The sequence below is a fragment of the Ruegeria arenilitoris genome, from assembly GCF_013031355.1.
In the GTDB taxonomy this organism is placed as follows: Bacteria; Pseudomonadota; Alphaproteobacteria; order Rhodobacterales; family Rhodobacteraceae; genus Ruegeria; species Ruegeria arenilitoris_C.
On sequence record NZ_WPZO01000001.1, the window covers coordinates 411,570 to 431,992 of the forward strand.

19 protein-coding genes are annotated in these 20,423 nt (G+C 58.7%); 15 read left to right on the forward strand and 4 right to left on the reverse strand.

Annotation, left to right across the window (positions count from 1 at the left end):
* Window positions 1–47: 47 nt before the first annotated feature.
* Window positions 48–2,333 carry a mechanosensitive ion channel family protein gene (locus GOX63_RS02010; RefSeq protein ID WP_170324813.1) on the reverse strand — a complete coding sequence of 762 codons (2,286 nt, stop codon included), beginning with the start codon at window positions 2,331–2,333 and terminating at the stop codon, window positions 48–50.
* Window positions 2,334–2,611: 278 nt separating this feature from the next.
* On the reverse strand, window positions 2,612–3,520 hold the full coding sequence (locus tag GOX63_RS02015; protein ID WP_170324814.1) for a LysR family transcriptional regulator: 909 nt from the start codon (window positions 3,518–3,520) through the stop codon (window positions 2,612–2,614).
* Window positions 3,521–3,689: 169 nt separating this feature from the next.
* Here GOX63_RS02015 and GOX63_RS02020 point away from each other — a divergent pair, with 169 nt between their 5' ends.
* The 10 genes from GOX63_RS02020 to GOX63_RS02065 all read left to right on the forward strand — a co-directional run bounded on the left by GOX63_RS02020 (window position 3,690) and on the right by GOX63_RS02065 (window position 15,134).
* Window positions 3,690–7,109, forward strand: a complete 3,420-nt coding sequence (locus GOX63_RS02020) for an indolepyruvate ferredoxin oxidoreductase family protein (protein ID WP_170324815.1) — start codon at window positions 3,690–3,692, stop codon at window positions 7,107–7,109.
* Between the two features lie 80 nt (window positions 7,110–7,189).
* Window positions 7,190–8,068 (forward strand): lysophospholipid acyltransferase family protein, encoded by an 879-nt coding sequence (locus GOX63_RS02025; protein ID WP_170324816.1) that lies wholly within the window; start codon window positions 7,190–7,192, stop codon window positions 8,066–8,068.
* A gap of 8 nt (window positions 8,069–8,076) precedes the next feature.
* Window positions 8,077–8,886 (forward strand): glutamate racemase, encoded by an 810-nt coding sequence (locus GOX63_RS02030; protein WP_170324817.1) that lies wholly within the window; start codon window positions 8,077–8,079, stop codon window positions 8,884–8,886.
* Between the two features lie 94 nt (window positions 8,887–8,980).
* Window positions 8,981–10,009 (forward strand): N-acetyl-gamma-glutamyl-phosphate reductase, encoded by a 1,029-nt coding sequence (argC, locus tag GOX63_RS02035; protein ID WP_170324818.1) that lies wholly within the window; start codon window positions 8,981–8,983, stop codon window positions 10,007–10,009.
* Between the two features lie 7 nt (window positions 10,010–10,016).
* Entirely contained in the window at window positions 10,017–10,463 is a 447-nt protein-coding gene (gene ccmE / locus GOX63_RS02040) for a cytochrome c maturation protein CcmE (RefSeq protein ID WP_170324819.1), read from the forward strand.
* A 147-nt stretch (window positions 10,464–10,610) separates the two neighbouring features.
* Window positions 10,611–11,222 (forward strand): holin-associated N-acetylmuramidase, encoded by a 612-nt coding sequence (locus GOX63_RS02045; protein WP_170324820.1) that lies wholly within the window; start codon window positions 10,611–10,613, stop codon window positions 11,220–11,222.
* The gene (locus GOX63_RS02050) at window positions 11,213–11,791 is read left to right on the forward strand and encodes a holin family protein (RefSeq protein ID WP_170324821.1); all 579 of its coding nucleotides are present in this window, start codon (window positions 11,213–11,215) and stop codon (window positions 11,789–11,791) included. Before GOX63_RS02045 ends, GOX63_RS02050 begins: the two co-directional genes overlap by 10 nt.
* 75 nt (window positions 11,792–11,866) lie before the next feature.
* Window positions 11,867–13,831: a heme lyase CcmF/NrfE family subunit gene (locus tag GOX63_RS02055; protein ID WP_170544661.1), complete on the forward strand. Its 1,965-nt coding sequence runs from the start codon at window positions 11,867–11,869 to the stop codon at window positions 13,829–13,831.
* A complete protein-coding gene (locus GOX63_RS02060; RefSeq protein WP_170324823.1) occupies window positions 13,828–14,283 on the forward strand; it encodes a cytochrome c-type biogenesis protein in 456 nt (151 codons plus the stop codon). The genes GOX63_RS02055 and GOX63_RS02060 overlap by 4 nt, the downstream gene beginning before the upstream one ends.
* A 74-nt stretch (window positions 14,284–14,357) precedes the next feature.
* Entirely contained in the window at window positions 14,358–15,134 is a 777-nt protein-coding gene (locus GOX63_RS02065) for an enoyl-CoA hydratase-related protein (RefSeq protein ID WP_170324824.1), read from the forward strand.
* Window positions 15,135–15,137: 3 nt separating this feature from the next.
* On the opposite strand, the gene bmt is transcribed toward GOX63_RS02065, so the two are convergent.
* Together bmt and GOX63_RS02075 are read right to left on the reverse strand one after the other, a co-directional pair.
* Window positions 15,138–16,154 (reverse strand): betaine--homocysteine S-methyltransferase, encoded by a 1,017-nt coding sequence (gene bmt / locus GOX63_RS02070; protein ID WP_170324825.1) that lies wholly within the window; start codon window positions 16,152–16,154, stop codon window positions 15,138–15,140.
* A gap of 123 nt (window positions 16,155–16,277) precedes the next feature.
* The gene (locus tag GOX63_RS02075) at window positions 16,278–16,595 is read right to left on the reverse strand and encodes a DUF1476 domain-containing protein (protein WP_170324826.1); all 318 of its coding nucleotides are present in this window, start codon (window positions 16,593–16,595) and stop codon (window positions 16,278–16,280) included.
* 187 nt (window positions 16,596–16,782) lie between these two features.
* On the opposite strand from GOX63_RS02075, the gene purC reads away from it, so the two are divergent.
* The 5 genes from purC to purQ all read left to right on the forward strand — a co-directional run bounded on the left by purC (window position 16,783) and on the right by purQ (window position 20,408).
* Window positions 16,783–17,538 carry a phosphoribosylaminoimidazolesuccinocarboxamide synthase gene (gene purC / locus GOX63_RS02080; RefSeq protein WP_170324827.1) on the forward strand — a complete coding sequence of 252 codons (756 nt, stop codon included), beginning with the start codon at window positions 16,783–16,785 and terminating at the stop codon, window positions 17,536–17,538.
* 132 nt (window positions 17,539–17,670) lie between these two features.
* Window positions 17,671–18,333, forward strand: coding sequence for a MarC family protein (locus tag GOX63_RS02085; RefSeq protein WP_170324828.1), 663 nt, complete (start codon window positions 17,671–17,673; stop codon window positions 18,331–18,333).
* Window positions 18,334–18,449: 116 nt separating this feature from the next.
* On the forward strand, window positions 18,450–18,680 hold the full coding sequence (purS, locus tag GOX63_RS02090) for a phosphoribosylformylglycinamidine synthase subunit PurS (RefSeq protein ID WP_109311572.1): 231 nt from the start codon (window positions 18,450–18,452) through the stop codon (window positions 18,678–18,680).
* A gap of 4 nt (window positions 18,681–18,684) precedes the next feature.
* Window positions 18,685–19,728 (forward strand): zinc-dependent alcohol dehydrogenase family protein, encoded by a 1,044-nt coding sequence (locus tag GOX63_RS02095; RefSeq protein WP_170324829.1) that lies wholly within the window; start codon window positions 18,685–18,687, stop codon window positions 19,726–19,728.
* Window positions 19,729–19,739: 11 nt separating this feature from the next.
* Window positions 19,740–20,408 carry a phosphoribosylformylglycinamidine synthase subunit PurQ gene (purQ, locus tag GOX63_RS02100; protein WP_170324830.1) on the forward strand — a complete coding sequence of 223 codons (669 nt, stop codon included), beginning with the start codon at window positions 19,740–19,742 and terminating at the stop codon, window positions 20,406–20,408.
* The last annotated feature ends 15 nt before the right edge of the window (window positions 20,409–20,423 follow it).

The window sequence follows — 20,423 nt, forward strand, 5'->3', positions numbered from 1 at the left end:
CTGTCGGATTGGCAGGGCGGCCATTGTGGCTTTCAAAGGGCTCTGATTTATTCCGGCGCGCCGTGAGCAGAACCGGGTTTCTGGGCCTGTTGCTCGGCTTGCTGGTTGGCAGCTTCACCGGCAGCGGCGCCGATGGCGGCCTTTTGTTCCTCGGTCAGGTGATCAGCGTCATCCAGGCCGGGGATCGCAACGCGTACCTCGCGGCGGGCAAAGTCGATGCCGTTTTCCTTGAACGCGGCTTTGACCCGGTTGAAGATTTCCTTGCGCAGCGTGAACTGCTTACCGGGTTTGGCCATGAACTTGCCCCGGATAATCATGCCCACATCGTCAAAGTCGAACACGCCCTGAGATTTGAAGGGCTGCAAGAAGCCGTCCTTGTGGGTCTCGTCCTCCATCATCTCGGCACCGATCTTCTTGAATATCTTCTTCACCTTGTTCGGGTCGGTGTCGAAGGGCACGGTGAATTTCAGCTTCATGATGACCCAGTCGCGGCTGTAATTGGTCAGCTTCTGAATTTCACCATAAGGAATAGTGTGAACCGGCCCTCGGTGGTGGCGCAGCTGCATCGACCGGATCGAGATTTTCTCGACCGTGCCGGTGGTGCCGCCCACATCGACATATTCGCCGACACGGAATGCGTCATCGACAAGGAAGAAGATGCCGCCGACGATATCCGCCACCAGTTTTTGCGCACCAAAGCCAATGGCCAATCCCAGAACACCGGCACCGGCCAGAAGCGGGGTGATATTGATACCCAACGCACCCAAAGCGAGCAGGACAAAGATCACCGCGATGGCGGCCTGCGCGGTCACGCGCAACAAGGGCAGAACCGTTGCCAGCCGCGACCCGCCCGAGCCACCGCCTTCGCCGGCCTCTTCGTCCGGGCTTTGTTCGGCGGCGGTTTGCTCTTTCGCCAAGCGACGGTTGATCCAGAGCGAGACGACCTCATTCAGGATGTAACCGACGGCGATGATGATGAAGAACTGAATCAGCTTGCTGCCGGACTCATCACCACCCCCAGCGATTTCCTGCAGGTCCAGATCCCACGCATTGGCGATCATCAGGATCACCAGAATGCCGGCCAATACCCGGCCAATACGGATATAGCTTCGTTTGGTAGACTTATACGCCCGCTCCGCCACAGGACCTTCGCCTTGCATCGGAGGTTGAAGATGACGCACCAATCCGCGGATCAGGGTATCCAGTGCTGGCGCAATCAGCAGCCAGAACATCGTCGTGAAATGCGCGCCTTTCAAAAGCAGGTTGCGGATCATCGGATCACGCTGTGCGGCCAGGAATTCAACCAGAAGCCAGATCACGGCCGAGACCCCGATCGCAAAATAGGGGTAATATTGCGCGACTTCCTCGTCGAACTTGGTGCGGTCCGGGTCGGTGCCCAGCATCATCTGCGACAGACCCTCACGCGCCTTCCAGGCAATGACGCCGATATAGATGTGAATCCCTGCATTGAGCCAGAAGCCGATGCGCGTTTCCCCGCCCGTTATTCCGTTCAGTCTGTTGAAATGCAGAATAAACAGTGTGAGGCCGATCAGGAACAGCAGACCGATCAGGTTACGGTGCAGGTACTTGGCCCAATGGTCATCAATATTGACAAGCCGGAAGTGCGGCTGGTTCGGGGCTAGAATGAACCGCGATGCGGCCGCACCAAGACGGGGAATCCAGATCAGGTAGAATACGAATGGCGCGGCATAGGTAATCTGTTCGGGGCTCAAAAGTCCGCGCCCGACGGCACGTATGACAACATAGAATACTACCAGACCTGCGATTTCGCGGCAAAAACGACCGAACAGGTACCGGACAGCACCCCACAGATCGTTCTCGTCTGCGGCTTCGGGCGGCCTATGCCACTTGCGCGTAAGCAAGCCGAATAGCTTTTCTGCGGCAAACCCGACGACCAGTACGCTCAGAACCAATCCCAGTAGAGTTAGAGCACCGTTTGTCCCGAAGGTGCCGATAAAGTTTTCGACTGCATGTGCCTGAGCGCTGAAAAGATTGGGAATGGTGACAATCACATGCGTCCAAGAGGACACCATCGCGGCCCAAATCTCGTTGATTTCTTTAATCGGGTCTTCGCGATCTTCGGCTTCGGCGGCCTTTTGTTCGGCGACAGCATCCAGACGCTGCAACAAAATGGCGCGGACCTGGTCGTCGGACATGCGCGCGACCAGATCGTCCACCTGTTCAGGCGTCAGATCTTCGGGAATGCTGATAGGGGCTGTGGAACCGTTCGTAGCGCTGGTTTGTGCTAATACTGGTCCGGTCAGGCAAATGACGGAGATTATCGCCAACAATAGGCGAAAGGGGTGAAACATCGAATCTGTCCTCGAACACAAGTCTTCATGATTTTTTCAAGATCATAGGTCTAAGTGCCCGGGATTCACAGATGTTTTGCCTATCGAAGCCCGTTACGTTGCCCGAAAGCAAAAAAAAGGCCGAGCACTAAGCTCGGCCGTAGTCCAACAGGGAGGTATGAAGATGATGAGCGTTTCAGCATCATCGCCTTCGAGTGCTCATTTAGGGATCAGTTTGTGAACGATCAAGATGTTTCAGACTGATTGCTGATCATGCCCGCTATGCTGCATGTGCATAGCTACAATTTTCCCATCTGCTTCAACTGTTTGCGTTGAGCAGTGATCTCGTCCTGAACAAAGTCGCGGAAGGCGGCGACGCGCTTGGAATGACGCAGTTCCTCGGGATAGGCGAGGTAGACGGGAACGTCGGCCGTTTCGATGTCCGACAGGATCGGAACAAGATGCGGGAAATCCTGCGTGACATAATCCGGCAATACGCCGATGCCCAGATTGTGCAGAACACCCTGCAGGACGCCGAAATAGTTGTTCACTGTCAGCAGCGATCCGGGGTTATACGTCATCAGGTGCCGCACCATTGCAGCGCTTGCGCCGACCTGAGGCGCCGACGGTGTCTGACAGATCAGCCGGTGATCCTTGATCTCATCCAGCGATTCAAGCATCCCGCCGTGCGTCTCGATATACTCCTGAGTTGCGTAGAGCGTCATCTGCACGGTCATAAGGCGTTTGCGGACCAGATCGGCCTGGCTGGGCTCTTTCATGCGGATGGCCACGTCGGCCTCGCGCATGGGCAGGTCCAGAACGCGCTCTTCCAGCATCAAATCGATGTTTAGGTCGGGGTATTGCTCGTACAGTTTCGGCAGGCGCGGGGCCAGCCAGAGCGTACCGAAGCCGAACGTGGTGGTTACGCGCAACACGCCAAAGACTTCTTCTTCGCTGTCACGGATACGCGCGGCGGCGGCGTCCAGACGTTTGGACATGGCCGAGGTCGCATCGAACAGCAACTCACCCTGTTCGGTCAGGATCAGCCCGCGCGCATGGCGGTGAAACAGGGTCGAATCAAGCGACTCTTCCAACGCTCTGATCTGCCGACTAACCGCGGATTGCGACAGATTCAGCTTATCACCCGCATGAGTAAGGCTGCCTGCATCCGCGACCGCGTGAAATATCCTAAGCTTGTCCCAATCCATCGCCGCAACTTTCGTTATCTTTCGGAACGCCTATATGAAATAGGTTACAACTTCCACATTCAAAGGCTGAAATCCTTGTGATTCAGTGGATAAACTCTATGCAGGTCAGGAATTATGACCTAAAATGGATGAAAAAGTAGCACACTGATCTGACGAGGGGAGGCGTCTGATGAGTCAGCCACAAATATCGCTGAATGACCGGTTCGATCTGGAAAAGAACCCCATCCTTTTGAATGGCACGCAAGCGCTTGTGCGTCTGATGCTGATCCAAAAGGCGCGGGATACGCAGGCGGGGTTAAATACCGCCGGTTTGGTGACCGGATATCGCGGGTCGCCGTTGGGGGCTGTGGACCAGCAGATGATGCGGGCGCAAAAGCAGTTAGCCGAAAGTGATATCACCTTTCAGTACGGGTTGAACGAGGATCTGGCCGCCACGGCCCTGTGGGGTAGCCAGCAGGCGGGGCTGCGCGGGGACGGGCGGTTCGATGGCGTGTTCGGCCTGTGGTACGGCAAGGGGCCTGGTGTGGACCGGTCCGGTGATGTGATGCGCCACGCCAATATGGCGGGCACGGCCAAACATGGCGGTGTGCTGATGGCAATGGGCGATGACCACACCGGCGAAAGCTCGACCGTTTTGCACCAGTCAGAGTGGTCGTTGGTCGATATGTACATGCCGATCGTCAGCCCAGCAGGTGTGCAGGAGGTTCTGGACTATGGTGTCTACGGGTTCGCACTCAGCCGGTTTGCCGGTGTCTGGGTCGGGCTGAAGACAATGAAAGACACGATTGAGGTGACCTCGGTCGTGGACGGCAGTGTTGACCGGATGAAATTGGCAGTGCCCGATTTCGACATGCCCGAAGGCGGGTTGAACATCCGTCTGGGCGACACGCCGCACCTGCAGGAAGGGCGGATCATCGATTTCAAACGTTTCGCGGCCGAGACGTTTTCGCGTGCCAACAAGATGGACAAACGGGTCTGGGGCAAGCCGGGGGCCAAGATCGGCTTTGTCGCGGCGGGGAAGAACTGGCTGGATCTGATTCATGCGATGTCTCTTTTGAACATCGATGAGGCTGAGGCTGAACGTTTGGGGATCACCACCTACAAGATCGGACAGACCTTTCCGCTGGACATGGCTGGGTTCCAGGACTGGGCTGAAGGGCTTGACCTGATTGTTATCGTTGAAGAAAAACGCAAACTGATCGAGGTGCAGGTCAAAGAAGCCATCTTCGACGACCGCCGTGGCCGCCGTGTGTATGGCTGGTACAAGGGCGGGGCCGGGGCACTGCATCGCGAGGAGCTGTTCCCCACGCGCGGCGCGCTGGATCCGATCATGATTGCCGAGAAACTCGGTGAAATTTTGATCGATGAGGGTCGCGAAACCGATGGAGTCCGCGCCGGTCTGGCCAGCCTGTCCGAGGCCCGTCGTGCCGACAACGCCGAAGAAATCGCGACGCGCCTGCCGTATTTCTGTTCGGGCTGCCCGCATAACAGCTCGACCCGGTTGCCCGATGGCAGTCGTGCCTATGCTGGCATCGGTTGTCACTACATGGTGCAGTGGATGGACCGGGAGACCACCGGCTTCACCCAGATGGGCGGTGAGGGTGCGAACTGGATTGGTGAGGCGCCATTCTCGACCACCAAACACGTGTTCCAGAACCTTGGCGACGGAACCTACAACCACTCGGGCGTGCAGGCGATCCGGGCGGCTTTGGCGGCGGGGACGAATATCACCTTCAAGATCCTGTACAACGATGCCGTCGCCATGACTGGTGGGCAGGAGAACGAAGGCGGTCTGACCGCCGAGCGGATCGTGGCCGAGGTCAAAGCCATGGGCGTTCAGCATGTTGCGGTTGTCTATGACGAGAAAGAAGACTTGAATTTCAAGGCCCTGCCTGCCGGAGTTGAAACATTCGAACGCGCCGATCTGATGCAGGTGCAGGAGCGTTTCCGCGAGATTGAGGGTGTTTCCGTCATCGTATACGTCCAGACCTGCGCGGCCGAGAAACGGCGTCGGCGCAAAAAGGGCGCATTCCCGGACCCGGATAAGCGTGTCTTTATCAACACCGATATCTGCGAAGGCTGCGGCGATTGCGGGGTGCAGTCGAATTGCGTCTCGATCGTGCCGAAAGAGACCGAGCTGGGTCGTAAGCGGGCGATTGATCAGTCCAGCTGTAACAAGGATTTCTCTTGCCTCAACGGGTTTTGTCCGTCGTTTGTTACCTTGGAAGGTGCGCAAATTCGGAAAGAAGCCACCACCGAAATTGACTTGCCGGATCTACCGGACCCGGTAATGCCTGTAATCAAAGGCACGCATAACGTGGTCATTACCGGGGTCGGTGGCACGGGCGTTGTGACCTTGGGCGCAATTCTGGCGCAAGCGGCACAAATCGACGGCAAAGGTGCGGGCATGATGGAAATGGCAGGCCTCGCTCAAAAGGGTGGTGCCGTGCATATCAACTGCCGTCTAGCCAATCGCCCCGAGGATATCAGCGCCATTCGTGTCGCCACGGGTGAGGCGCACGCCTTGATTGGTGGCGATTTGGTGGTGTCCGCGGGGGCGAAAACCTTGGGCCTGACGCGGGCGGGGCAAACAGGGGCCGTCGTCAACTCTCATGAAACCGTCACCGGTGATTTCACTCGCGATACGGATTTCCGAATTCCGGGCGACCGGCTAAAACTGTCCTTACAGGCGCGGCTGAAAGAGGATGTTTCCCTGTTCGATGCAACAGATCTGGCGCGCGCCGTGATGGGAGATTCTATCTACTCCAACATGATGATCTTCGGCGCGGCGTGGCAGCGTGGTCTGTTGCCGGTCAGCCATGAGGCCATCTTGTCGGCCATTGAACTGAATGGCACGGCGGTCGAGCGCAACAAACGCGCCTTCGACATCGGTCGCTGGGCCGTCCTGCATCCGCAGGAGGTCGCAGGGATTCTCGAGCCTAATACGGCCGAGTTACCGAAAACTCTGGATCAGATCATCAATTTCCGTGTGCAGCACCTGACCGCCTATCAAAGTGGTCGTCTGGCCAAGCGGTATCTCAAACTGGTCAATGCGTTTGATGATGAAGGTGCTCGCAAGGCCGTGGCAGAAGGCTATCACAAGCTGTTGTCCTATAAGGATGAATACGAGGTCGCCCGATTGATGCTGGACAGTCGCGAAAAGACCGCCACCGAGTTCGACGGGGATTTCAAAATGACCTTCCATCTGGCTCCGCCCATTCTGGGTGGCACCGGGCCGGACGGTCGGCCGAAGAAACGGGCTTATGGGGAATGGTTGCTGAAGCCGATGAAAGTTCTGGCCAAGCTGAAAGTCCTGCGCGGGACACCGCTGGACATCTTCGGATATAACGCCGAACGGCGGATGGAGCGGAATCTGATCAAGCAATATGAGCGGGATATCAGGGCGGTAGCGCCGCTTGTTACACCGCAGACGCGGGATGCAGTTGTCGCCCTTGCGCGTCTGCCGCTGGACATTCGCGGATTCGGGCCGGTGCTGCGCGCCAATGAGGCCAAAGCCGCCAAGCGGCGCGAAGAACTACTAACCGTAATCCGCGACGGAGGGCAGAAGCTGCGCGCAGCTGCCGAGTAAATCGTCACTGTCGTGTCACGAAACCTAGGCAAAATTGTTGCTTAAACCTATCTTGCAGGCAGCAAACCTCGGAGATTCGAATGCCTTCGCGCCGCCACGTCGCTCGTGACATTTCTTATGCCCATTCCGCCGAAACCAAGGGCGGGAAGATGGTGATCAAGTTGATGGAGAACACCACGGGCCGCTTGCGTCTGATCAAACGCGCGGATGGGTATGAGAAAGAGGTGGCTAACGGACGTGATTTCTGGTCGGTGATGGTGGACCGATACGGGCTGTCGCTGGATGTCGTTGGGGGCTCGCTGTCGAATATTCCGAAATCCGGGCCGCTGATCCTGATCGCCAACCATCCTTACGGCATTCTGGATGGGCTTATGATGGGGCACATGCTGTCCGAGACGCGTGGAGACTTCCGAATCCTGGCGCATCGCGTGTTCCGCAAAGCCGAGGATATCAACCGCATCATCTTGCCGATCTCGTTTGACGAGACCAAAGAGGCAATGAAGTTGAACCTCGAGACACGGAAAACAGCGCTAAATTATCTGGGTGAGGGCGGCGCGATCGGGATTTTCCCGGGTGGCACGGTCAGCACCGGGGTCAAACCGTTCTCGCACCCGATGGACCCGGGCTGGCGCGGATTTACAGCCCGGATGGTGGCCAAGTCGAACGCCACTGTGGTGCCAGTTTTCTTTGACGGTCATACCTCGCGCCTGTTCCAGGTCGCCAGCCATTTGCACAACACTCTGCGCATGGGTCTGTTGATCAAAGAGTTCAAAAAGCGCGTCGATACTCCGGTCAAAGTTGTGATCGGAGACCCCATTGGGCGCGACGTTCTGGACCCATTGGCAAAGGACACACGCAAGATGATGGATTTCTTGCGCAAAGCCACGTATGAGCTTTCCCCAACACCGCTGAAGTCTTACGACTACGGCTACGAGTTTGAGGAACGGCATCGCGCCTAAAGGGGCAAATGGCAGTAGGCATCTTTGATTCTGGATTGGGCGGTCTGACCGTTCTGGACGCCGCGCAGAAACGTCTGCCGGACGTGGATTTCCTGTATTTTGCGGACAGCGCTCATGCGCCCTATGGCGTGCGCGATGCCGAGAATATCTATGAGCTGACGCGCCGCGCCGTTTACGACCTGTGGAATCGCGGCTGTGATCTGGTGATTCTGGCCTGCAACACCGCCAGCGCCGCTGCGTTGCGCCGGATGCAGGAAGAGGGCGTGCCCGAGGGCAAGCGCGTTCTGGGCGTCTTTGTGCCGCTGATCGAAGCCCTGACCGAGCGTCAATGGGGCGACAACAGCCCGCCGCGCGAAGTTGCCGTGAAGCACGTGGCGTTGTTTGCCACGCCTGCGACAGTGTCCAGCCGCGCGTTCCAACGGGAACTGGCGTTTCGCGCGATTGGTGTGGACGTCGAGGCGCAGGCTTGCGGCGGTGTGGTCGATGCAATCGAAGACGGTGACATGATCCTTGCCGAGGCACTGGTGCGCAGCCATGTGGACGCTCTGAAACGGAAAATGCCGGAACCGCAGGCCGCGATTTTGGGCTGCACCCACTATCCGCTGATGGCCGAAATCTTTCAGGCCGCCTTGGGGTCGGATGTTCAGGTGTTCAGCCAAGGTGCTTTGGTGGCCGAAAGTCTTGCAGACTACCTGCAGCGGCACCCGAAGATGCACGGTGAGGGCACGGGCGGATATCTGACCACCGGTAAGCCCGGCACCGTCAGCGACCGTGCGACGCAGTTCCTCCGACGACAAATCACGTTCGAGGCCGCCTGACTTAGGTCAAGGACGGCTTAACGCATTCTCCTTTATTCGAAGGCCGTCGCATCGGCGGTCGTGATATGTGACACTTTGGAACAAGAGGTCTGACATGACCCATAAAATCGCAATTCTGGGTGCTTCCGGCTATACCGGCGCCGAGCTGGTGCGGCTGATCGCAGAGCACCCGAATATGGAAATCACCGCTCTGGCCGCCGAACGTAAGGCGGGGATGTCGATGGCGCAGGTTTTCCCGCATCTGCGCCACATGAACCTGCCGGATCTGTGCAAAATTTCTGAGATCGATTTCTCGAAAGTCGATCTGTGTTTCTGCGCCCTGCCTCATAAAACCAGCCAGGAGGTCATTCGCGACCTGCCGAAAGACCTTAAGATCATCGACCTGTCTGCGGATTTCCGTCTGCGGGACGCGGAAGAGTATGAAAAGTGGTACGGTAACCCACATGTGGCGTTGGAACAGCAGGAAGAGGCTGTCTATGGCCTGACCGAGTTCTACCGCGACGACATCCGCAATGCTCGGCTGGTGGCGGGCACGGGCTGTAACGCGGCGACGGGTCAGTATGTGCTGCGGCCGCTGATCACGGCCGGTGTAATTGATCTGGACGATATCGTTCTGGACCTGAAATGCGCCGTATCGGGGGCAGGCCGGTCGCTGAAAGAAAACCTGCTGCATGCCGAGCTTAGCGAGGGGTATAATGCCTATGCCGTCGGTGGCACCCACCGGCACCTGGGCGAGTTCGACCAGGAGTTTTCGGCTTTGGCCGGTCGCAAGGTGCATGTGCAGTTCACGCCACACCTGATCCCGGCCAACCGGGGTATTCTGGCAACCACTTACGTCAAGGGCGATCCGGCCAGCGTGTATGAGGCGCTGGCTAAAGCCTATGAAAATGAACCGTTTATCCGGATGTTGCCGTTTGGCGAGACACCCTCGACCCACCATGTGCGGGGCTCGAACTTCTGCCATATCGGTGTGGTTGGCGACCGGATCGAACGTCGCGCCATCGTGATCGGCGCATTGGATAACCTGACAAAAGGTAGCAGTGGCCAAGCCTTGCAGAACGCCAACCTGATGTTAGGTGAGGATGAAACCGCGGGCCTGATGATGGCCCCGTTGTTCCCGTGAGGACGAAATGAAAACGCTCAAGAAACGCCGTCGTGTACAAGTCATTCTGTTGGCTGTCGTGGCTCTCGCTATGGCCACGGGATTGATTGGGTATGCGTTGCAGGATGGTATCAACTTTTTCCGTTCGCCCAGCCAGGTGATCGCCGAACCCCCGAAACCGACCGAGGTGTTCCGCATTGGTGGTCTGGTTGAAGAGGGCTCGATCATTCGCGGGCAGGGCGAGACTGTGCATTTTGTTGTGACCGATGGCGGCGAGAGCGTGCCGGTGGCGTTTACCGGCGTACTGCCTGATCTGTTTGCCGAAAATCAGGGTATGGTGGGTACGGGTTCTTATGTGAACGGTGTATTCGAAGCCACTGAAATTCTTGCAAAACACGACGAGACCTACATGCCGAAAGAGGTTGTGGACGCTCTGAAAGAGCAAGGCGTTTATCAGGAGGCCGACGAAAGCTGAGTGCAGCTGTATTGCGCGCCTCCGGCGGCGGTGTTTGGGAAATGATGAAACAGGGCGTTGCGCGCAACAGGCGGGCAGCGCCCTGTTTCGTTGGGGGAACTTAACAGGTTTGAGAAACCGTGTGTCGCACCAAAGGCGGAGGGTGCGATGCAGACGGTGCGACAGATTGCAACTGAGATCGTGGCGCGTGAAGGCGGGTTTGTGGATGATCCGGACGATCCCGGCGGGGCGACAAAATACGGTGTGACCATTCACACCATGCGTCGACTGGGGCTGGACTTGTCGGGCGATGGGGCAATCAACAGTGCCGACGTGCGTTTGCTCAGCAAATCCCAGGCAGTCGATATTTTTGTGCAGCATTACTTTGAGCTGCCCCGGCTGAGCCTGCTCCCGATGATTTTGCACCCTTCGGTGTTTGACATGTACGTAAACGCGGGTGGGCAGGCCGTCAAAATCCTTCAACGTCTGTTACGTGAAATGGGGTTCGGAGTCACCGTGGACGGAATCGTTGGGCCAAAGACTGCGCGGGCCTGTGAGAACGCGGCGGACCCTGATCCGGTGGCTTTGCGGGATGCCTATGGTGTCGCACGGCGCAACTTCTACTTCCGGCTTGCCGACAACAGGCCCGCATCCCGCAAATACGCCCGGAGCCGGGCAGGTGGCAAAGGCGGGTGGATTCGCCGGGCCGAGGAGTTTGTCTCATCGGCTTATCACTTAAGCGATGCAGATTTTCAAAGGAGGGTTGCGGGATGGGAATAATCTCGAACGTCTTGACGTTTCTGTTCGGAGGCGGTCGCAACGTCGTGCGCGAAACTGCGGAAATATTTAAGGAAAATGCCGAAAACGGGGCTGCGCGCAGCCTGACGTTGCAGCAACAGGCGATGGTTCAGTTCGGTCAGGAGTTTCAGGTGCCACGCAAGGGCGCATTTGATCGGGTCATGGACGGGCTCAACCGGTTGCCGCGCCCGGCGATGGCGCTGGGGACGTTGGGCCTGTTCGTCGCGGCCATGGTCGATCCGCTGTGGTTCGCGGCGCGGATGCAGGGAATCGCGTTGGTACCCGAGCCGTTATGGTGGCTGCTGGGTGTAATCGTGTCGTTCTATTTCGGTGCGCGTCATCAGGCCAAGGTTCAGGACATGCAACGAGAGATCACGGCCACGATGCGGCGCACCCCTCAGGTGCTGGAAAACCTGCAGGTGCTAAAAGTCCTGCGCAGCGATGGAATCGGGGTTGCCGATCCGGGGACTGACGTTGCACTGGCCGAAAGTGCCAGCCATCCCGGCGACAACCCGGCGCTGGAGGACTGGCGGCGCAAACGCGCGGCCTGACCCGCGACACTATGCTCGCCCCAAAGGGGCGAAAGTGATTGGTGCTTGCCCGGCAACAGGACTATATCCGGGGCCATGATTACAGAACTTGGCCACTTTGCCCTGATCCTCGCCTTTCTGGTTGCCATCGTGCAGTCGGTTGTTCCGCTGATAGGTGCCGCCAAACGGTGGCCCGGATGGATGTCCTTTGCCGAACCTGCGGCCATCCTGCAGTTCCTGCTGGTTGGTTTCTCGTTCTGGGCGCTGGTCTGGGCGTTTGTGACCTCGGATTTCTCGCTGCGGGTGGTGGTTGAGAACAGCCATTCGGCCAAGCCGATGCTGTACAAGATCAGCGGAACATGGGGCAACCACGAAGGCTCGATGCTGCTGTGGGTGCTGATCGTGTCATTGTTCGGCGCTATGGCCGCGTTTTTCGGAGGCGGCCTGCCGCCCACGCTGAAAGCGCGGGTTCTGGCGGTTCAGGCTGCGATTGCGGTGGCGTTTTTTGCCTTCATCCTGTTCACCTCGAACCCGTTTGACCGGTTGATTGTGGCACCTTTTGACGGGCGCGATCTGAACCCCCTGTTGCAGGATCCCGGTTTGGCCTTCCATCCGCCGTTCCTGTATCTGGGCTACGTGGGCCTGAGCATGGCGTTCAGCTTTGCAGTCGCCGCCCTGATCGAGGGGCGTGTGGACGCCGCATGGGGCCGCTGGGTGCGTCCGTGGACGCTGGCAGCTTGGGTGTTTTTGACCATCGGCATCGCGCTGGGGTCGTGGTGGGCGTATTACGAGCTTGGCTGGGGCGGTTTCTGGTTCTGGGACCCGGTTGAGAACGCCTCGTTCATGCCGTGGCTTTTGGCTGCCGCGCTGCTGCACTCGGCCATCGTTGTGGAAAAGCGCGAGGCGTTGAAAAGCTGGACCATTCTGCTGGCGATCATTGCCTTTGGCTTCTCTCTGATCGGCACGTTCATTGTGCGCTCGGGGCTGCTGACGTCGGTGCACGCCTTCGCCAATGACCCCGAACGCGGCGTGTTCATCCTGTTCATTCTGGTGATCTTCATCGGCGGGTCTTTGACCCTATTTGCTGCCCGCGCGCAGGCGATGGAGGCCAAGGGCGTCTTTGGCATGGTCAGCCGCGAAAGCGCGCTGATTCTGAACAATATCCTTCTGGCCGTCAGCTGTTTCGTCGTGTTCGTCGGGACGATGTGGCCGATGGTGGCCGAGATGGCGTTTGACCGTAAGCTCTCGGTTGGGGCGCCGTTCTTCAACTCGGCCTTCACGCCGTTCATGGTTGCATTGGGAATTGCTCTGCCAGTGGGTGCGATGCTGCCGTGGAAGCGCGGCAAGCTTGGCAAAACTGCCTATTCGCTGCGCTATGCCTTCCTTCTGGCGCTGGCTCTGGCCTTGTTGGTCTGGGCAACGCAGACCGGGCGCAGTGCGCTGGGGCCGGTTGGTCTGTTCCTGGGTGCTTGGATCACTTTCGGTGCGGCCGTCGATTTGTGGAGCCGCACCGGCCGCAAAGGCAGCCTCAAACGCCTGTTCCGTCTGCCGGGTGCAGACTGGGGTAAGGCCGTGGCGCATACCGGTCTGGGTGTAACCATGTTCGCCATAGCGGGCCTGACCGCGTGGGAGGTCGAAGACATCCGTGTCGCGCAGCCCGGTCAGCCGTTTGAAGTCGGGCAGTTTACCCTGATGCTGGAAGATGTCCGGCGCGTAGAGGGGCCGAACTATTTCTCGACCATGGCAGATGTCCGGGTCGAAAAGAACGGGCGTCCAATGGGCACGCTTCATCCTGAAAAACGGGACTATCCGGTGGCACGGATGCCAACAACCGAGGCAGCGATTGACTATCGGTTCCTCGGTGACCTCTATGTTGTAATCGGAGATCAGCAGGCCGACGGCGGCTGGGTCATGCGGACCTATATCAAACCGCTGGCGAACTGGATCTGGGGCGGGTGTATCCTGATGTCTCTGGGCGGCTTGATTAGCCTTTCGGACCGCCGGTTCCGGGTTGCAGCCGGCGCACGCAAGGCCCCAACGGGCGGAGTACCTGCGGAATGAAACGTCTGATCCTGATTTTGACACTGATTGCGTCGCCACTTTTCGCCGTTCAGCCCGACGAAGTTCTGGATGATCCGGTGCTGGAACAACGGGCCCGGGACCTCAGCACCGGGTTGCGCTGTCTGGTCTGCCGCAACGAGAGCATCGATGAAAGCAACGCGGAACTGGCGCGGGACCTGCGCCTGCTGCTGCGGGAGCGTCTTGTTGCCGGAGATACGGATCAGGAGGCGATTGCCTTCATCGTCGACCGTTACGGCGAATATGTGCTGTTGAAACCGACCACTTCGGGTTCGAACCTGATGCTGTGGCTGGCTGGGCCGATCATGTTGCTGATCGCTGCGGCGATGGGGTGGAGCTTTCTGCGCAAGCGGTCTCAGGTTCAAGCCAGCGGTGAAAAGGACAAGCTGACCGAAGCCGAAAAAGAGCGGTTGCGCCAAATTCTTGAAGACTGACCCAGGGTTCCGCTTTTCCTTCCCCTGCATTTCGGTCAGGGTTCCGGAAAGACCGGAATTTTGGGGAGGGGTTCATGGAATACGAAACGATCCTGTTGGATATCACGGACGATTTGGCGGTTGTGACCCTGAACCGTCCCGACAAGATGAATGCGATGACGGCGCAAATGCGGGCCGAGGTCACGCATGCAATGAAACACGCCGCCCGTCACGCGCGGGCAATTGTTCTGACCGGATCTGGTGCCGCGTTTTGCTCGGGCCAGGATCTGGGTGATGCGTCCAGTACCGGCAAAATTGATCTGGAACGGACGCTGCGTGATGAATACGACCCGATGCTTGAGACGATCTACGATTGCCCGGTTCCCACAATCGCGGCCGTCAACGGCCCGGCGGCGGGGGCAGGGGCGAACCTTGCGCTTAGCGCAGATGTGGTGATCGCAACCGAAAGCGCCTATTTCCTGCAGGCCTTTGCCCGTATAGGCCTGTTGCCGGACGCTGGCGGAACGTGGTTCATGCCGCGCCAGATGGGGTTCGCCAAGGCCATGGGAGCCGCCTTGTTCGCCGACAAGATCAGCGCGCGGCAGGCGGATGACTGGGGTCTGATCTGGGAAGCTGTGCCCGACGACGCGTTCGACGCCCATTGGCGCAAGCGTGCGGCCTATCTGGCCAGCGGTCCCACAGCTGGATTCGGAGCGATCAAAAAGGCGATCCGCGGTACTTATGAGAAAACGCTGCCGCAGCAACTGGCGATCGAGGCGCATCTGCAGGGCGATTGTGGCCGCAGCCGCGATTTCGCCGAAGGCGTCGTGGCCTTCATGGAAAAACGCCCCCCGAAATTCGAGGGGCGCTGAATCTTAGGCGCGGCGGCGGCGGCGTGACCGCCGCTCTGGCGCGTGGGAGCCGTCTTCCGTGCCATCTGACGCCGAGGAAAACGGTCCCAGAGCGTCAGTGATCTGATCCAGCGTCGGGCGCGAACCGCGCGGTCTGGTATCCAATGCTTCGCGCATTTTGCGCAGATGGTCGGGCATGGTGCCACAGCAACCGCCAATGATCGTTGCACCGGCATCGCGCGCCATCGCCGCATAGTCACCCATCAGGTCGGGCGTGCCGTCATAGTGGATGTGGCCGTCGACGTATTTAGGAATACCGGCATTGCCTTTCGAAATCACCGGACGTTCGGTTCCCTGCGCCGCAAAGCCCAGAACGGTGCGCAGGATGTCCGAGGCACCTGTGCCGCAGTTGGCGCCGAAAGCAATCGGCGGGTTGGGCAAGGTTTCGACCAGTTGCGCCAGATCGGCCGAGGTGACGCCCATCATGGTACGCCCGGCGGTATCAAAGCTCATGGTACCGCACCAGGGCATGTCGGCCAGGGCGAAAGCCTCGGCCGCAGCGCGGAACTCTTCCGGGGCGCTGATGGTTTCCAGCCACAGAACATCTGCACCACCGGCCTTGAGCGCGTCTGCCTGTTCGTGAAACATTTCGACCGCTGCGGCGTGGGACAGGCTGCCGACGGGCTCCATGATCTCACCGGTTGGACCGACCGAACCGGCAACAACGACGGGGCGTCCGGCCTTGTCGGCAACCTCGCGGCCCAGCTCTGCGCCGATGCGGTTCAATTCGCCAACCCGGTTCTGCGCGTCGTGCAGTTTCAAGCGTGCCGAGGTGCCGCCGAAGGTGTTGGTCAGGAAAAGATCGCTACCCGCATCGACCGAGCCCTGATACAGGGCGCGGATCTTGTCCGGCGCGTCCACGTTCCACAGTTCGGGCGCGTCGCCTGATTGCAGGCCCATGTTGAACAGGTTGGTGCCTGTTGCACCGTCCGCCAGAATGGCATCGGTGGTTTCGAGAAGCTTGCTCAGTGCATTTGTCATTGGGATTTTCCAAAATAAGGCCCAATGGGCCTGACACCTATTAGAGACGCCCCGTGTCTCATGACCGGGGCGTCAAATCAAATTCATAAATCTCATGAAGATCATGAGGAGGGCGCTTTGGCCTTAGTCTGTTTCGCTGAGGACCTGTGCTTTGGCTTCGGGCAGAAGCTCGGCCATCTTGGCGCGGACTTCGTCGTCAGACGACAGCGAACCCAGATCGCCCGAAACCTTACGCACGACGTCTTCGTGACCAGCTTCTTCCAGATCGGCGGTGACAACGGCTTTTGCGTAGTCCTCTGCGTCTGCACCGGTTTTGCCCAGTTTTTCTGCAGCCCACAGGCCAAGCAGCTTGTTGCAGCGGGCTTGTGCCTTGAACTGCATTTCCTCGTCATGCGCAAACTTTGCTTCAAAGGCGTATTCGCGTTCGTCAAACGTGGTCATTGGTTGGGGACCTCTTGGATAACAACTTCTTTCCTGATGATATGACTATACGTGCGCCTGTTCGCAAGGGATTTGCGCTGCGTCAAAGCCCCTCGGGTCAGTAAACTTGCGGGAAAGGGGGGCTTGCACTATGAGAACGCCAACGTGAGGGGACTCATTCCCTCTGTTCAGAGTGGAAAGGTCGCTTATGGCGCGTCGCAAGAAAATCTATGAAGGTAAGGCCAAGATTTTGTACGAAGGCCCCGAACCGGGCACCATCGTCCAGTATTTCAAGGATGACGCCACCGCGTTCAATGCCGAGAAAAAGGATGTGATCGACGGCAAGGGTGTTCTGAATAACCGCCTGAGCGAATTCTTCATGAACGGCCTGGCGCAGATTGGCGTGCCGACCCATTTCATTCGCCGCCTGAACATGCGCGAACAGCTGGTCCGCAGCTGTGAAATCGTTCCGTTGGAAGTGATCGTGCGCAACTATGCCGCCGGTTCGATGTCCAAACGCCTGGGCATTGCCGAGGGTACGCAACTGCCGCGTCCGATCGTGGAATACTGCTACAAGGACGACGCGCTGGGTGATCCTCTGGTCACCGAGGAACATATCGCCGCTTTTGGCTGGGCTAGCCAGCAAGACATGGAAGACATTCTCAGCCTCGCGCTGCGGGTGAATGACTTCATGAGCGGTGTGATGCTGGCCGTAGGTATCCGTCTGGTCGATTTCAAAATCGAGATCGGGCGTGTCTATGATGGCGACTATCAGCGTCTAATCATCGCGGATGAAATCAGCCCCGACAGCTGCCGCCTGTGGGATATCGAAACCGGCCAAAAGCTGGACAAGGACGTGTTCCGCCGCGACCTGGGCAGCCTGACTGATGCCTATTCCGAGGTTGCGCGCCGTCTTGGCGTCTTGCCAAAAAGCAATGTGACCAAGCCGACGCTGATCAACTGATCGGTCTTTTTGCTCGGAAAATTCAATAGCGCTGTCTGCAATGACGGCGCTTTTTTCTTTTTGCTTTGGTGGTTTGACAGCGCGCCTGGTCCTTCGCATTGTCGGGGCAGGTAAAACCACGGTGGTCCCGACATGGGTGAATTGTTCGATCAGGCTGTCTTTCTGAAGTTCCTTGCCGCGCTGCTGGCGATCTTCAACCCACTTTACGGCATTCCGATCTTCCTAAGCATGACCGAAGGCTATTCGGCCGCTGAGCGTAAACGCGTGGCGCTGATCGTGACGGGCACCGTTGTGGTCGTCGCCCTAATCGCCGTGCTTGTGGGTGAAGAAGTGCTGGCCATCTTTGGCATCGACATCCCCTCATTCCGAATTGCCGGTGGTCTGATCATACTTGGGGTTGGCATGTCGATGCTGAACGCGTCTGACCGGCCGCAGGGCGATCAGCAGGCGGTGGAAGAGGGCGCCAAGAAGAAAAGCAATATTGCCGTTGTGCCGCTTGCGATTCCTCTGACCATCGGGCCGGGAACCATTGCGACGACGATAGTGTTTGCCCATACGCTGTCGGACGGGGCCGAGATTGTAACTTTGGGATCTGCAGTGTTGATCGCCTGCGCGATTGTGGGGCTGGGATTGCTGTTTGCGGACCCGATATCACGGTTTTTCGGGCCGACGATGATCAATGTGATTACACGCGTCATGGCGATTATCCTTGTCGCCGTGGCCGTTGAAATGGTGCTGACCGGCACGTTCAATGCCATAGATGCGCGTTACCCGGGGCTGACCCGCGGAGGCTGATCGGCCTGCCTGCGTCAAACTGTATGCGGACAAGGGTTGTCGAACGCCGTTTCGCACGCTATCCCCCGCGCAACGGAACGGGCCCGGAAACACGGCCCTCAGCTGGAGTTGCAGGAATGAAAGCACGGGTGCATGTGATGCTGAAGAACGGGGTCCTCGACCCGCAGGGTGAGGCCGTCCGGCACGCTTTGGGCGCCATGGGCTTTGATCAGGTCGAAGGCGTGCGTCAGGGTAAGGTGATCGACCTTGAACTGGCCGAGGGCGCGACCGAGGCCGACATCACCGAGATGTGCGAAAAGCTGTTGGCGAACACCGTCATCGAGCGTTACGAGATCGAACTGGTCTGACTTGATGCGGGCCGCCCGTCTGATCACGTATCGTCAGCCATTGGAGCTGATGAACATTCCCGATCCTGAACCGGCCGAGGACGGCGTTGTCGTCCGGGTGCTGGCTTGCGGTGTTTGCCGCTCGGATTGGCATGCGTGGTCGGGGTCTGACCCGGATGTGATCCTGCCGATGACTCCCGGGCACGAGTATTGCGGCGAAGTCGTTGCGGTTGGTACGCGGGTGACCCGATGGAAAGTCGGGGATCGGGTGATCGCGCCGTTCATTCTTGCCTGCGGTCATTGCCCGGATTGCGCGCAGGGCCACCAAACAATCTGCTCGGATCAGGTGGTGCCCGGCTTCACATGTGACGGGGCATTCGCTGAATACATTGCCGTCGCACATGCCGACGCCAACCTGACGGCTTTGCCGGACACGCTGGCACCCGAAATTGCAGCCGCCCTGGGGTGCCGAGTTACCACCGCGTGGCAGGCACTGGTCGGTCGGGCACAAATACAGGGCGGCGAATGGCTGGCCATCTTTGGCGGCGGAGGCGTCGGCGTATCGACGCTCTTGCTGGGCAAGGCACTGGGCGCGCGTGTCGTCGTTGTCGATATCGCCGACGACAAGCTGGCCTATGCCAAAAGCCTTGGCGCTGATGCTGTCGTTAATGCGGCCACCAGTGATGCGCCAGAGGCCGTAAAAGAGATCACCGGCGGCGGGGCGCATGTCGCGATTGAGGCGCTGGGGATCGAAACCACCACCGTTGCTGCCGTGAAATCCCTGCGAAAGCTGGGCCGCATGGTGCAGATCGGAATGCCGGCCGGGCAGCACTCTACTATGTCTCTGCCGATGGACGTGCTGTATTCTGGCCAATTGGCTGTTTACGGCACCCGCGGGATGCCAAGCTGGCGCTATCCTTCGCTGTTATCGCTCATTTCCGGGGGCAGCGTTGATATCAGCCCGCTGGTGACGCGAAAAATATCTCTGAACCAGGTAAGTGATGAACTTGCCGCCTTTGACCATCCAACGCCGCCGGGTGTTGCCGTGGTCACCGATTTTGTCTGTTAGGAGGGTCCGCAATGCGCGCAGCCGTCATCGTTTTCCCCGGTTCGAACTGTGACCGGGACCTTGCAGTGGCCTTTGAACAGGCTGGTTTTCAGGTCGATATGGTCTGGCACAAGGACGCCGCGTTGCCCGAGGGCATCGACATCGTGGGCGTGCCCGGCGGTTTCTCGTACGGTGACTACCTGCGGTGTGGTGCCATCGCCGCGCAGTCGCCGATCTGCAAGGCCGTGGTCGATCACACCAACCGGGGCGGTTACGCTGTGGGGATCTGCAACGGCTTCCAGATCCTGACTGAAACCGGCATTCTGCCCGGCGCGCTACTGCGCAACGCGGGTCTGAAATACATCTGCAAGACCGTTGGCCTGAAGGTAGAAACCAGCGACAGCGCCTTCACCCAGGGCTATAACGCAGGCGATGTGATCGGAATTCCGATTGCGCACCATGACGGAAACTATTTCGCCGATGACGCCACATTGTCCGCGCTTCGGGATCAGGACCGGATCGCATTCACCTATACCGAGAATCCAAACGGCTCGGTCGGGGACATCGCAGGGATCCTGTCGGAAAACCGCAGGGTACTTGGGATGATGCCACACCCGGAACGTGCGGCGGATGATGGGCATGGCGGCACCGACGGTACGGCATTGTTCCGCGCATTGTCGGGTGTCCTCGCGCCTGCGTGACTTGAGGTTGCGCTG

What these genes read in the sequence shown, in the direction of transcription:
- GOX63_RS02010 (WP_170324813.1), bottom strand. Translation starts at nt 2,333, where the DNA reads ATGTTTCACCCCTTTCGCCTATTGTTGGCGATAATCTCCGTCATTTGC.
- GOX63_RS02015 (WP_170324814.1), bottom strand. Translation starts at nt 3,520, where the DNA reads ATGGATTGGGACAAGCTTAGGATATTTCACGCGGTCGCGGATGCAGGC.
- GOX63_RS02020 (WP_170324815.1), top strand. Translation starts at nt 3,690, where the DNA reads ATGAGTCAGCCACAAATATCGCTGAATGACCGGTTCGATCTGGAAAAG.
- GOX63_RS02025 (WP_170324816.1), top strand. Translation starts at nt 7,190, where the DNA reads ATGCCTTCGCGCCGCCACGTCGCTCGTGACATTTCTTATGCCCATTCC.
- GOX63_RS02030 (WP_170324817.1), top strand. Translation starts at nt 8,077, where the DNA reads ATGGCAGTAGGCATCTTTGATTCTGGATTGGGCGGTCTGACCGTTCTG.
- argC (WP_170324818.1), top strand. Translation starts at nt 8,981, where the DNA reads ATGACCCATAAAATCGCAATTCTGGGTGCTTCCGGCTATACCGGCGCC.
- ccmE (WP_170324819.1), top strand. Translation starts at nt 10,017, where the DNA reads ATGAAAACGCTCAAGAAACGCCGTCGTGTACAAGTCATTCTGTTGGCT.
- GOX63_RS02045 (WP_170324820.1), top strand. Translation starts at nt 10,611, where the DNA reads ATGCAGACGGTGCGACAGATTGCAACTGAGATCGTGGCGCGTGAAGGC.
- GOX63_RS02050 (WP_170324821.1), top strand. Translation starts at nt 11,213, where the DNA reads ATGGGAATAATCTCGAACGTCTTGACGTTTCTGTTCGGAGGCGGTCGC.
- GOX63_RS02055 (WP_170544661.1), top strand. Translation starts at nt 11,867, where the DNA reads ATGATTACAGAACTTGGCCACTTTGCCCTGATCCTCGCCTTTCTGGTT.
- GOX63_RS02060 (WP_170324823.1), top strand. Translation starts at nt 13,828, where the DNA reads ATGAAACGTCTGATCCTGATTTTGACACTGATTGCGTCGCCACTTTTC.
- GOX63_RS02065 (WP_170324824.1), top strand. Translation starts at nt 14,358, where the DNA reads ATGGAATACGAAACGATCCTGTTGGATATCACGGACGATTTGGCGGTT.
- bmt (WP_170324825.1), bottom strand. Translation starts at nt 16,154, where the DNA reads ATGACAAATGCACTGAGCAAGCTTCTCGAAACCACCGATGCCATTCTG.
- GOX63_RS02075 (WP_170324826.1), bottom strand. Translation starts at nt 16,595, where the DNA reads ATGACCACGTTTGACGAACGCGAATACGCCTTTGAAGCAAAGTTTGCG.
- purC (WP_170324827.1), top strand. Translation starts at nt 16,783, where the DNA reads ATGGCGCGTCGCAAGAAAATCTATGAAGGTAAGGCCAAGATTTTGTAC.
- GOX63_RS02085 (WP_170324828.1), top strand. Translation starts at nt 17,671, where the DNA reads ATGGGTGAATTGTTCGATCAGGCTGTCTTTCTGAAGTTCCTTGCCGCG.
- purS (WP_109311572.1), top strand. Translation starts at nt 18,450, where the DNA reads ATGAAAGCACGGGTGCATGTGATGCTGAAGAACGGGGTCCTCGACCCG.
- GOX63_RS02095 (WP_170324829.1), top strand. Translation starts at nt 18,685, where the DNA reads ATGCGGGCCGCCCGTCTGATCACGTATCGTCAGCCATTGGAGCTGATG.
- purQ (WP_170324830.1), top strand. Translation starts at nt 19,740, where the DNA reads ATGCGCGCAGCCGTCATCGTTTTCCCCGGTTCGAACTGTGACCGGGAC.